11 protein-coding genes are annotated in these 11583 nt (G+C 48.3%); 8 read left to right on the forward strand and 3 right to left on the reverse strand.

Translation table 11 applies throughout. From position 1 onward, the window contains the following. Nucleotides 1–5: 5 nt before the first annotated feature. Nucleotides 6–338, reverse strand: a complete 333-nt coding sequence (locus ACI955_RS00895; RefSeq protein WP_415241847.1) for a type 1 pili tip component — start codon at nucleotides 336–338, stop codon at nucleotides 6–8. Nucleotides 339–745: 407 nt separating this feature from the next. Between ACI955_RS00895 and adk the strand changes: the two genes are divergently transcribed. Both adk and ACI955_RS00905 read left to right on the forward strand, forming a co-directional pair. Continuing rightward, nucleotides 746–1393, forward strand: a complete 648-nt coding sequence (adk, locus tag ACI955_RS00900) for an adenylate kinase (protein ID WP_415241848.1) — start codon at nucleotides 746–748, stop codon at nucleotides 1391–1393. Nucleotides 1394–2674: 1281 nt separating this feature from the next. Further along, the gene (locus ACI955_RS00905) at nucleotides 2675–3514 is read left to right on the forward strand and encodes a histone H1-like repetitive region-containing protein (RefSeq protein ID WP_415241849.1); all 840 of its coding nucleotides are present in this window, start codon (nucleotides 2675–2677) and stop codon (nucleotides 3512–3514) included. 70 nt (nucleotides 3515–3584) lie between these two features. Here the strand turns inward: ACI955_RS00905 and mobA are convergent, their stop codons facing one another. Beyond that, entirely contained in the window at nucleotides 3585–4175 is a 591-nt protein-coding gene (gene mobA, locus ACI955_RS00910; RefSeq protein ID WP_415241850.1) for a molybdenum cofactor guanylyltransferase MobA, read from the reverse strand. Between the two features lie 140 nt (nucleotides 4176–4315). On the opposite strand from mobA, the gene tsaB reads away from it, so the two are divergent. From tsaB to ACI955_RS00930, 4 genes are read left to right on the forward strand one after another with little or no spacing between them, the layout of a single operon-like run. Continuing rightward, the gene (tsaB, locus tag ACI955_RS00915) at nucleotides 4316–4999 is read left to right on the forward strand and encodes a tRNA (adenosine(37)-N6)-threonylcarbamoyltransferase complex dimerization subunit type 1 TsaB (RefSeq protein ID WP_415241851.1); all 684 of its coding nucleotides are present in this window, start codon (nucleotides 4316–4318) and stop codon (nucleotides 4997–4999) included. Between the two features lie 25 nt (nucleotides 5000–5024). Further along, nucleotides 5025–5825 (forward strand): undecaprenyl-diphosphate phosphatase, encoded by an 801-nt coding sequence (locus tag ACI955_RS00920; protein ID WP_415241852.1) that lies wholly within the window; start codon nucleotides 5025–5027, stop codon nucleotides 5823–5825. Nucleotides 5826–5845: 20 nt separating this feature from the next. After that, nucleotides 5846–6748 (forward strand): NAD(P)-dependent oxidoreductase, encoded by a 903-nt coding sequence (locus tag ACI955_RS00925; protein WP_415241853.1) that lies wholly within the window; start codon nucleotides 5846–5848, stop codon nucleotides 6746–6748. Then, nucleotides 6741–8048 (forward strand): M18 family aminopeptidase, encoded by a 1308-nt coding sequence (locus tag ACI955_RS00930; protein WP_415241854.1) that lies wholly within the window; start codon nucleotides 6741–6743, stop codon nucleotides 8046–8048. The genes ACI955_RS00925 and ACI955_RS00930 overlap by 8 nt, the downstream gene beginning before the upstream one ends. A gap of 52 nt (nucleotides 8049–8100) precedes the next feature. Here ACI955_RS00930 and ACI955_RS00935 read toward each other — a convergent pair whose 3' ends face one another. After that, nucleotides 8101–8895 (reverse strand): enoyl-CoA hydratase/isomerase family protein, encoded by a 795-nt coding sequence (locus ACI955_RS00935; protein WP_415241855.1) that lies wholly within the window; start codon nucleotides 8893–8895, stop codon nucleotides 8101–8103. 103 nt (nucleotides 8896–8998) lie between these two features. On the opposite strand from ACI955_RS00935, the gene ACI955_RS00940 reads away from it, so the two are divergent. Both ACI955_RS00940 and ACI955_RS00945 read left to right on the forward strand, forming a co-directional pair. Beyond that, a complete protein-coding gene (locus ACI955_RS00940) occupies nucleotides 8999–10096 on the forward strand; it encodes a DUF3524 domain-containing protein (protein ID WP_415241856.1) in 1098 nt (365 codons plus the stop codon). A gap of 117 nt (nucleotides 10097–10213) precedes the next feature. Beyond that, nucleotides 10214–11221 (forward strand): tryptophan--tRNA ligase, encoded by a 1008-nt coding sequence (locus ACI955_RS00945; protein WP_415241857.1) that lies wholly within the window; start codon nucleotides 10214–10216, stop codon nucleotides 11219–11221. Nucleotides 11222–11583 lie beyond the last annotated feature (362 nt).

The raw sequence follows: 11583 nt of genomic DNA on the forward strand, positions 1-11583 counted from the left end.
TACTATTAGTTTTCTAAGAGTTTATAGTGGTGCAGGTGTTTTTCAGTTAATGACAAATAACGCGGAGTTGGGCCGATATCTTCATAAAGTGGGTCACCTTGCTCATCTAACGCCATAATTTTCGGACCCTGGCGGTAGGGCATGACACTTTCCATTTCATCGAGCGCCGCCGTAAGTAGGTCGGTGATCAGTGATTCTACGTTCTGTCGCGGATAAAGTTCCGCCAGTGCATTTAATCTCGCGGCATCTTTAATGGAAAGGCGTACGTCATAACTCTCTGCGGTTAGTCTACCGCCTGCGGTCTCTTCCCAAAGTGATAATAATTCTCGCATTTTCATAAATAAGGTTCCTGTTATCTGTAGGTGAAATAGATAATATTTCTTTACTAAGACATAACACCTAGCACCCATGTAATTTTGCTAGCATTATCAGAGTAAATGATTTAAAGCGTTCTTAGAGCTCCCTCGTCCGTCGGGTTTTACTGTTTGTCGTAATACAGTATGGTTTATTTGACGGATATTGCTTTTAAAGTTTTTGTTGGTCAGTTAGGAGTTCTGGCATAGCAATTGCCGCACAGGGCGTAATAGATGCCCTCAAATCATCCGATCAGATAGCTACTTACAGCGCTTAGTGGGACGCCATCTCTTGTGTGGCTGGCGATTGCTGTGTATTGTTGTGCGCTTTTGCTGTGGCGGCCCCTACGCTGCAGGCTATGAATTCGCAACCTTTTGGGGAGTTTCCCGCTATGCGCGTTATATTGTTAGGGCCACCTGGGGCAGGTAAAGGCACTCAGGCTCAGTTTATTTCTGAAAAATTCGCTATTCCGCAGATCTCTACTGGAGATATGCTGCGGGCAGCCGTTAAAGTCGGTTCACCACTAGGCTTGCAAGTTAAAGAAGTCATGGCCACTGGTGGCTTAGTTTCCGACGAAACTATTATTGGCCTAGTTAAAGAGCGAATTACTCAGGACGATTGCAGGAATGGCTTTCTGTTTGACGGTTTCCCCCGCACAATTCCTCAGGCCGAAGCATTGATAAATGCGGGCGTCATTATCGATAGCGTGGTTGAGATTGCCGTCGAAGATGAAGATATAGTGATGCGTATGAGCGGTCGTCGCACCCATGAAGGCTCTGGTCGGACCTATCACCTTGTATATAACCCACCCAAGCAAGAAGGTGTTGACGATGTGACGGGTGAAACACTAATACAGCGTGAAGACGACAAAGAAGACACTGTTCGCAATCGTCTTAATATTTATCATGAGCAAACAAAGCCGCTGGTTTCGTTCTACAGTAGTTTAGAGGGCGAGCATGCGCCTAAGTATTGTCGTATTGAGGGAGTGGGCAGCGTTGCCGAGATTACTCACCGCGTATTTGAATCACTCGACCCATAAGAAACATAGTAGTCATCAAAAAGGCACCTTCGGGTGCCTTTTTTGTTTTCGCTAATCAATTATTACCCGTAATACGAATACGGAAAAAAATAGCGGCGGAATTAGGGTTAAGTCACTTGGGCCTCTAATTATTGATTTATGCGGGCCCCACTTGCAGATGGTGACGGGGTAATAAAGTGTTTGTGATAGTTTTGCCAAATCCGCCGGTGGCAGACCCGCTGACGTTCTTCGGGTGCTGACTTTCGTTCAATTTTCCTAGCATCTCGATCCCTTAGCTTGGCACTTACCGACACGCAGGTCTGAGTGGATGATGTTTCGCCAATGCGTTGTTTCTCATAAGCGCCAGTTTATGATTTAGGCCAAAAGCGAGTAGAACGTTAGCTTGAGTCCGAAAATCAGGGGCGCTAGTTTGTCAGCGACGGAGAATCCAACACTTTGGTCTCTAGTCTGTGTTCTTTTGACCAGCTTATAACTCTAGGTTCTGAGTCCTTGCTTTCCGCCCGTGCATCCAAATTAATCTGCCGACACCGCAATTGCTGTTCGCAATTAAATAATGCCCAACATTTTTTTTCGCGCAGGAATCGGCTCGGGTAGGTGGGGTTGCTAAGATCATCTGGTGAATATTTCCGCACTGGCGAACGTAGTCCGCTAATATTGGGAGGCCAATATTAGCGGAATCATTACTGATATCGCTTTATGTTATTCCCAAGCGCAATGTCTCCGTCGGATTAATTGTCGCGAAAAGGTCGAGGCTTCCGCATTAGAACTTGGTCTGGTTAAGAGGCAGTAAGTGTTGATTTTTCTATGGCGTTTGGGGGTAGCCAAATGACTGCTAGTCTATAACGATAAAATGTTAATCAGTCTTACTAAAGATGTGCGAAAAATGTGGATATTATATGTCCAATTTTCTCTGTCGAGTATTTATAAACACGTGAAGAAATCGATGGCAAAGCGAATGAGTTTTGGGCGAAAATGGTGAACAATCTGTTTCTTTATATTCCCGGCCAAATGATAGTGAAAGTCATCGAAATCTCAGGTTTTCTCTTTGCGGACCATTTTTAGAAGAAATAAACGTAAATTTTGGATAAATTTTAGAAAAAAGGCGTTTATTAAAAGACTTTTTTTTGCGTTGGTTATTATATGTGCTATTTTTATTACCATGAACATTAGTATTGTCATCGTCAAGGAGAATAAATGATGCCAGCCAGTAAAGCCACAGTAAAAAAAGTGTCCGCTAAACGTAAACCACGGGCTAAAAATGTGATCTTAACAAACCCGGTTGTGACCAAAGCCGAAGAGGGTTTGAAAAAAGTCGAGGCGATGGTAGCGAATGAGCGCAAAGCACTTGCCGCTGCAAAAGCGAAAGTAGATGCAGCTCGTGTAAAAGCGAAAAAGACGGCTCGTGCAGCGGATAAAAATGCGGTTAAGCGCGCTGCTGCTGCTGCCGAGAAGTTAAATGCGAAGCTGAAAATTAGTCGTGCTAAGGTCGCTGAGACTAAAGCCGCGGTTGCCAATGCCAAAGCATTAGCTCGTATCAAGGCGTCAGAATCTGCTGTTAAGCAGAAGATTGAAGAGCGTTCTACTGCTCTGGCTAGCAAAGTCGATTCAGACTTGGCTAAGGCATTAAAACTGTTTGAACAACGCTTTAAGAAGAAGCGCTTGGCTGCAAACAAACTTAAGCTTGCTTCTATAGAGAAAAAGCTGGCGGCTAAGCACAAGCAAGCCGTTAAGCAGCTTGGTGCGAAAATCAGTGACCTCAAATTAGCAGTAGTAGCGAAAGTAAGTGCTAAAGCGACTGTTAAAAAAGCAGTAGCTAAAAAGCCTGCGGCGAAGAAAGTTGCTGCAAAAAAGGCCGTTGCTAAGAAAGCGCCAGCTAAAAAAGCACCTGCCAAAAAGGCTGTTGCTAAAAAAGCCCCTGCTAAAAAGGCTGTTGCTAAGAAAGTAGTAGTTAAAAAAGTCCCTGCTAAGAAAACTGTCGCTAAGAAAGCGCCAGTAAAAAAGGTATTGGCTAAGAAGGCTGTTGCTATAAAGGCGCCAGCTAAGAAAGCGGCTGCCAAGAAAGCACCAGCTAAAATCAAGGCAGCTGTTGCGCCTGTTGAGGCACCAAAAGCAGAGTCATAGTTTGAATATTATGCTTTGCAGTAGAAAAGGAGGCGAAAGCTTCCTTTTTTTATGGGTGCTTTAAACGTCGTTATTTAAGTTCTGCTAGTTCGGTGATGGTATTGCAGTTTCTAAACGCAAATTGTTGGCCACTCAAGTCTGCTTCGACATAGTTGTGTTGTTTGTACCAGCGATGTACCTGCCGGTTTCCCCTTAATAAGTATTCTTTTAGCGACGATTTTAGCTGCGTGCTTATCAGTGCAAATAAATATTGTTCACGCTCTCCGTCATTCACATAACAAATATCGGCATTACCTGCATTTAGCGCATTTGCTAGCTGATAATAAACGTCCCTGGGTGCGAGGGGGCTGTCGCAGGGTAAAACGAATATAAAGGGGCTGGATGTGTGTGTCATAGAGGCGTAGATGCCAGCCAGCGGGCCCTCATATGCGCTGTCTTCGTCTTGAACGGTTTCTCCGTAAATTTTGTACTGGTCTATATTTCTATTGCAGCTGATTAGCGTATTCGCAATGTCACTTGGGATAGCGTCTAAGGCATATTCTATAAGCGGGCGCTGCTTCCAGCTTACTAAGCCTTTGTCTTGCCCACTCATACGGCGACCTTCGCCACCGGCAAGAATAATTGCGGTAACGTCCTTTTGGTGGATGGTATTTTTCGCCATAATTATTTCCCGTATTCGTTACTGGTATCCGCTAATGCTATTTTTGCGCATATCAAGCTCTGCCATACCCAGTGATATGCGATATGGTATTATTCCGCGGCATCCCAACCCCGAACAATAACTGTTTTACGGCTGAATTAATGACAAGTTTACTCGCGATCGAGGCTTCAACAGAAGCATGTTCCGTTGCTTTACTCCATAAAGGTCGGCAAACAGAAGATTTCCGGCTTTTACCGCGCGCTCACACTCGTTATTTGCTGCCAATGGTTGATCAGATACTGTCTGATGAAGGCATTTGTTTAAGCGATCTAGACGCCATTGGATTTTCTGCAGGCCCCGGTTCGTTTACTGGCCTGCGAGTCTGCGCCGGTGTTGTTCAGGGCCTAGCCTTTGCTGCGGAGAAACCGGTGGTGGCGGTCTCTACATTGCAGGCAATGGCACAGGGCGAAGCTGATTATTTGGAGTTAGCTGATGGCGATATACTACTGCCAGCCTTAGATGCGCGAATGGATGAGCTTTACTGGGGGCAGTATCGCTATCTTAGCGGTTTTGCGGAGCTCATTGCTGAAGATAGCCTGCGTGCGCCCGAGTCGATTCACATAGCCGCTGCGGAGGGCGCCGTCTTCGGATTTGGCAGCGGTTGGGTCTATGCGTCGCGCTTCGCTCATGGCTTGCCATCTGCCAATGTGAATGCGGCGGTGTATCCACGGGCACAGGCAATATTAAAACTGGCGGTGCGAGCTTTTGAGCGCGGTGATTATATGAGCGCTGATCAGGCTCAACCCGTTTATCTACGTGAAACGGTCGCGTGGCAAAAATCTTAAATTAATATCACGGAGATTTTCGATAGTGGATTCATTACGTGCGGTAATTCTTGCCGCCATTCAGGGTTTAACGGAATTTTTGCCCGTCTCTAGTTCGGGGCATTTGGTATTACCGCAAACCCTATTGGGTTGGGAAGACCAAGGTTTAGCGTTTGATGTTGCGGTTCATGTTGGCTCATTGCTCGCAGTGCTTTGGTATTTTCGTCTTGAGGTGCGGGATATTTTGGGCGATTGGTTTACCAGTCTGGCGTCGCGCCAGCAGACTGCAAATAGTCGTCTCGGCTGGATGGTCATTGTCGCCACTATCCCTGCGGTGTTAGCGGGGCTTATCTTTAACGACTTTATTGAAGAGCATCTTCGGTCGGGGTATGTGCTGGCGACTACCACGCTTGTGTTTGGGGTGTTGCTTGGTGTTGTAGATCGCTATGCTAAGCACGGTAAGCAGCTTGCTGATGTCGGCTTGCGTATCGCCATCATTGTTGGTGTTGCCCAAGCCATTGCTCTTATTCCCGGTACCTCGCGCTCGGGTATTACGATTACTGCAGCCTTGATGCTAGGTCTTAACCGCAGTGACTCGGCGCGGTTTTCATTTTTACTGTCTATGCCTATTATTGCCGCGGCAGGGTCCTATAAATTATTGGAATTGCTAGAGAGCAGTGATCCTGTGGCATGGAATTATTTAGCCATTGGCGCGGTGGTGTCGGCTGCAACCGCTTATGCTTGTATTCATGTCTTTATGAGGTGGGTTGAACGCATGGGAATGATGCCATTTGCTATTTATCGGGTATTGCTCGCGGGTCTATTATTCGCTGTATTAGCCTCCTAAATATTAAAAGGGAAAGTTCAATGAAAGTTGCGTTTATTGGTTTAGGCACAATGGGCTACCCGATGGCGGGGCATTTGTGTCGGGCTGGATTTTCTCTGTCGATATTTAATCGCAGCACTGAAAAAGCAAAAAGATGGTCTGCAGAATTTGGTATTGCCGCTAGTGAATCGATTGCTGAGGCGGTTTGCAATGCGACTGTCGTTGCGGTGTGCCTAGGGGCTGACGAAGATGTGCGGCAGGTATTATGTGCCAAGGATGGCGTTTTTGAATCACTGGCAACTAACGGCGTAGTTATTGATCATTCGACCACATCGGCGGCGCTTGCCCGCGATATGGCGGTAGTCGCTCAAACATATGGCCATCATTTTATAGACGCACCGGTTTCCGGTGGGCAAGCAGGTGCAGAGAAAGGCAGCTTAACCGTCATGGCTGGCGGTGACATAGGCGCCTTCACTGCGGTAGAGCCAGTGCTTGCAGCATATGCGACTCGCTACCAACACTTAGGCCCGTCGGGCTCGGGCCAGTTGGCAAAAATGGTTAATCAGATTTGTATTGCCGGTTTACTGCAAGGTTTGGCCGAAGGTTTACATTTTGGTGAGCAAGCCGGACTCGATATGCCGGCGGTGATCGATGCTATAGGTGGCGGTGCGGCGCAGTCTTGGCAAATGGATAATCGCGCTAATACGATGCTCGCCAAGGAATTTGATTTTGGCTTCGCGGTGGATTTGATGCGCAAGGATTTGGCTTATGTCTTGGAGGAGGCGCGTCAGCGCCAGCTTAATTTACCGGTAACGGCGTTGGTTGATCAATTTTACGCACAGGTTCAAAACTTAGGCGGTGGCCGCAGCGATACTTCTAGTCTGTTGTTGGCTCTTCAAAATTCAATGTCAAATAGGCATGCTGGGAAAACCCCAAATGAGTGATTTGAAACAATTTAATAAGAATTTATGTGCGTTTATAGATTCCAGCCCGACCCCCTTTCACGCGGTGGAAGAAATTCGCTTGCGTCTACAGCAGGCCGGTTTTATCGCCTTAGATGAGCGCGCTGATTGGCAGCTTGAGCCGGGTAAGTCGTATCACCTTATTCGTAATGGTTCTTCTATTGTCGCGTTTCGCTGCGGCAAAACGCCTGTCCATGAGCGCGGTTGGCGCATGGTGGGTGCACATACTGACAGTCCTAATTTAAAGGTTAAGCCGGCTCCAGAGTTACATCGCCAGGGTTATTTTCAGTTGGGGGTAGAGGTCTACGGTGGTGCGCTACTCAATCCCTGGTTTGATCGTGACCTCGGCTTAGCGGGGCGGGTAAATTATGAAAATGCCAGCGGTCAACTGTGTAGTGCCTTAATAAACATTGATCGCCCGGTGGGTATTATCCCGAGTTTGGCGATACATCTTGATCGTGAAGCCAATAACAGCCGCTCGATAAACCCGCAGCGAGATCTGCCGGTGGTGTTATTACAAAGTGCTGAGCCCAAGGATTTTCGAGTTTTACTCGCAGAAACCCTAGCGCAGCAAGGCGTCAGCGACGTTGCCGCGGTATTGGATTACGAGCTGAGTTTTTATGACTGCCAGCCAGCGGCCATGGTGGGCTGGAATGAGGACTTTATTGCCGCCGCCCGCTTAGATAATTTGCTGTCTTGCTATATCGGCTTAGACGCATTGTTAGCTGCGGATAGCAGCGAGCACACAGTATTGGTGTGCAATGATCACGAAGAAGTGGGAAGTCAGTCAGCCGTGGGGGCGCAGGGTCCGATGCTAGAATCGGTATTGCGCCGCATTGCCGGCAACGAAATTGCTTGGCAACGGGCTATCGCCAATTCAATGATGATCTCTGCGGATAATGCTCACGGTATTCATCCCAATTTTAGCGATAAACACGATGGCAATCATGGTCCACTGCTAAATGCGGGTCCGGTGATAAAAAACAATGTGAACCAGCGATACGCGACGAATAGCGAAACCAGCTCGCTATTTCGTCGTCTGTGTGCGAGTAGTGATGTAAAGGTGCAAAGTTTTGTTGTGCGCAGTGATATGGCGTGTGGGAGCACTATTGGCCCGCTCACTGCAGCTGCGATTGGGGTGAAAACCTTAGATATCGGCGTGCCGACGTTTGCTATGCATTCGATTCGCGAGCTGGCAGGTAGTCAGGATGGGTTTAATTTAAGCAAGGTCTTGGCAGCGTACTATGAATTGGAATCTGTGGTAGATAGCGACCGCTGCTGAAAAATGACCGCCACTGCAAGCTAGATCGCAGGGGCGGGGTAGTGCGCGCAAATTACTTTGCCGACTTAAAGTCGGGTTTACGCTTTTCAGCAAACGCTCGCAGGCCTTCGCGACCTTCTGGGCTGCTAACGCTTTTGGCGATGCAGCGGCTTTCAATTTCTAACTGGGTTTCCAGCGTGTTTGAATAGCTGCCAAGTAATAGCTCTTTAATTTTCCCGTGGGCCATTAGAGGGCCGCTAGCGAGTTTGTTGGCAAGGGCTTCTGCTTCGCTCATAAGATCATCGGCCGCGACCACCTTGGTCAGCAAACCCCAGTCTAGGGCCTCTTGTGCGGTTAGAACGCGGTTAGTAAACATGAGCTCTTGGGTGCGACGCAAGCCGATAAGCCTTGGTAAGTAGACGCTGGACCCGCCGTCAGGACTGGCGCCGATACCTGTGTATGCCATGGTGAATTTTGCTTTCTCAACGGCGAGGACTATGTCGCCCGAGGCCGCTAAGCTGAAACCGGCACCCGCTGCTGTGCCATTGACGGCAACAATGAGAGGAGCGGTCATACGCGCAAAGCGGGAATTTGCTGAATGTAGGCAAGCCGTTATGTCTTTTACCAGCAAGCCAATATCGTCACCTGCGGCGTGAAAACTGAGGACATCGCCTCCCGCGCAAAACATCTTTCCGCTTGCAGTGAGAATAACCGCACGAATGCTAGCATCTTGATCGCAGACCATGGCGACATGCATTAGCTCTTGTGCCATTTCTAAATTGAGGCTATTGGCAGCATCGGGGCGATCTAAAGTGATCTTAGCAACGCCGTTGGCATTTTCCCACTGTAAAGTATTGTATTCGCGCATAGCAGCATTTCGATCCATATAATTATTTAGGCCACGAGGGTAATAGAGCCGTGTCGGTGCGTCAATTTACAAAAAATTTAGTTAGTCTAGGGCTGGTCAAGCAATGAGGGTATTGGTGCTATCTGCCTACCATGCGGACAGTCATCGCTGTTGGCTAGATGGCCTCATGATGCATTTGCCGAGTATTGAGTGGACCGTGTTGACCTTGCCAGCTCGATATTTTAGCTGGCGTATACGGGGCAATAGTCTGACTTGGGCCATGCAGCAAAGCGCGCTACTGAGCGAGCCCTATGACGTGGTTCTCGCAACCTCGATGACGGATTTGTCGGCGCTGCGTGGCCTAGTGCCAGCGCTGAGTCGTATTCCAACGGTGGTGTATTTTCATGAAAATCAGTTTAGCTACCCCAAAAATATTCAGCAGCGTGATGACGTCGAGCCCCAAATACTAAACCTCTACACCGCCTTGGCAGCCGACAAAGTGCTGTTCAATAGTGAGTATAATCGCAACACCTTATTGAGTGGTGTCGATACCTTATTGGGGCGCTTACCTGACTTTTCACCGCGTGCTGAGGTGGGGGCTAGACTAGCTGATTCAGCGGTTTTGCCCGTGGGGCTTGATATTACGCCATGCGTCGAGCGCTCCGCGGGTGAGCGTCTAAGTGTGCTCTGGAATCACCGCTGGGAGTACGACAAGGGACCTGACCGCTTGTTGGCGCTGATAAAAGAATGCGATAAGCAGGCATTGCCCCTCGATTTTTATATCGCCGGCCAGCAGTTCCGGAATTGTCCCAAGGAATTTAAGCAGCTTGAGGGGTTAATTTTAGCGAGTGATTGCTTGGCTCTGCGGCAGTGGGGCTATGTGTCTGACGCCTTGGACTACTCGGCTATGCTAGCTCGCTGTGACGTGGTGTTATCGACCGCGATACACGACTTTCAAGGCTTGTCGATTTTACAGGCAGTCGCAATGGGCTGCGTGCCGTTAGTTCCGGATCGACTGTGTTATCCCGAGTGGTTTGGTGCTGCTTATCGCTACCACGGCGACGATAATCCCGCCCTAGAAGCAATCGCTTGTGGCGCGGTACTACAGCGTTTACTGTTGCAAAAACAGCGCGGGCAATTACCGCTAGTTGATGTATCTGCCTTGAGTTGGCAAGTCTTAGCACCGCAGTATTTAAAAGTTTTCGAGGGGCTTTTGAATTAAGCGCTGTTTGTGCCGAGGCGAATACTGACACCGTTGGGGTGAGCCAGTATCATAAGCGCCTTTATTTTAAATTGCGGGCAATGCGCAACCGCAGCAAGATTCTAACAGGAATATATTATGGCTAAGCAGCGGGTACTTACCGGCATTACCACTACCGGAACGCCGCATTTGGGGAATTACGTTGGTGCGATTCGTCCCGCGATTGCTGAAAGTCAGCGCGGAGAGTTTGACGCCTTTTTCTTTCTTGCGGATTATCACGCCCTGATTAAAAGTCATGACCCCTCTATAGTGCACCAGTCCAGCCGTGAAATTGCTGCGACGTGGCTAGCCCTAGGCTTAGATACCGACTCCAGCACCTTCTATCGCCAGTCTGATGTGCCTGAAATCGCCGAGCTCAGTTGGATTCTAACCTGCGTCTGTGCGAAGGGACTGATGAATCGCTCCCATGCATACAAAGCGGCGGTTCAAGCCAATGAGCAAAACGGTGATGACCCGGATAATGGCGTCACCATGGGTTTGTTTAGCTACCCAATATTGATGGCAGCCGATATCTTAATGTTTAATGCCAGTAAAGTGCCGGTAGGGCGGGACCAAATTCAGCATATAGAAATGGCACGTGATATGGCGCAGCGTTTTAACCATTTATATGGCAAAACGTTTGTACTGCCCGAAGCAGTTGTCGACGATGATGTAGCGGTTTTAAGCGGCCTAGATGGCCGTAAGATGAGTAAAAGCTATGGCAATACTATCCCCTTGTTTTTGCCAGAGAAGAAACTTCAAAAACACATCAATAAAATTAAAACCAATCTTTTAGAGCCCGGTGAGCCCAAAGATCCCGCAGACTCCACTGTTTTTGAAATTTGGCAGGCGTTTGCGACGGCAGAACAAACGGCGGATATGCGTCAGAAATTTGCTGAGGGTATCGCCTGGGGACAGGCTAAAAAGGATTTATTTGATTTAATTAATACTCAGGTCGCTCCAGCTCGCGAGCGCTACGAGGCGATTTTGGCGGACAGTCAATTTTTGGAGTCTGAGCTGAAGAAGGGGGCTGAGAAAGCACGCGCTCAAGCTGCTCCGATGTTGGCGTCAGTGCGCAAAGCGGTAGGTTTGGCCGCCTTTTCGTAGAAGTACTAAAAACCTTGAGCTCAGTAACATACCCGCTGGACTGATAGTGAAAACCACTTTATCGCTTTTGCGGAGGTTTAGCTGAGCGGGTTGCGTTTGAATCCGGAAGCGGGCGTCAATTTTCCGAGTCTCAGGCCAAGGGATGTTCGCCTTGGTTTGGAGTTTTATTTCCTGAATCCAAGACGACCACATTGTTATAAGGGCATGGGCGAGGGTTTTTTGATGGCGCTCGGCAAGTGCGCTGTTGCAAGCAACCAGCGCGGTGGGGATAAGCATTGTTTTTATAAAGCCCGCTGTAGTGACCGAGTGTCAGTAAGTGAGTCTTAAATATAACGAATTTTCTAAGCCTCGATATACGTGGA

This window comes from Zhongshania sp. (assembly GCF_047636175.1).
Taxonomy (GTDB): domain Bacteria; phylum Pseudomonadota; class Gammaproteobacteria; order Pseudomonadales; family Spongiibacteraceae; genus Spongiibacter.

Excerpts from the sequence above, each read along its gene's own strand:
- ACI955_RS00895 (WP_415241847.1), bottom strand. The coding sequence starts at position 338 with ATGAAAATGCGAGAATTATTATCACTTTGGGAAGAGACCGCAGGCGGT.
- adk (WP_415241848.1), top strand. The coding sequence starts at position 746 with ATGCGCGTTATATTGTTAGGGCCACCTGGGGCAGGTAAAGGCACTCAG.
- mobA (WP_415241850.1), bottom strand. The coding sequence starts at position 4,175 with ATGGCGAAAAATACCATCCACCAAAAGGACGTTACCGCAATTATTCTT.
- tsaB (WP_415241851.1), top strand. The coding sequence starts at position 4,316 with ATGACAAGTTTACTCGCGATCGAGGCTTCAACAGAAGCATGTTCCGTT.
- ACI955_RS00925 (WP_415241853.1), top strand. The coding sequence starts at position 5,846 with ATGAAAGTTGCGTTTATTGGTTTAGGCACAATGGGCTACCCGATGGCG.
- ACI955_RS00930 (WP_415241854.1), top strand. The coding sequence starts at position 6,741 with ATGAGTGATTTGAAACAATTTAATAAGAATTTATGTGCGTTTATAGAT.
- ACI955_RS00935 (WP_415241855.1), bottom strand. The coding sequence starts at position 8,895 with ATGCGCGAATACAATACTTTACAGTGGGAAAATGCCAACGGCGTTGCT.
- ACI955_RS00940 (WP_415241856.1), top strand. The coding sequence starts at position 8,999 with ATGAGGGTATTGGTGCTATCTGCCTACCATGCGGACAGTCATCGCTGT.
- ACI955_RS00945 (WP_415241857.1), top strand. The coding sequence starts at position 10,214 with ATGGCTAAGCAGCGGGTACTTACCGGCATTACCACTACCGGAACGCCG.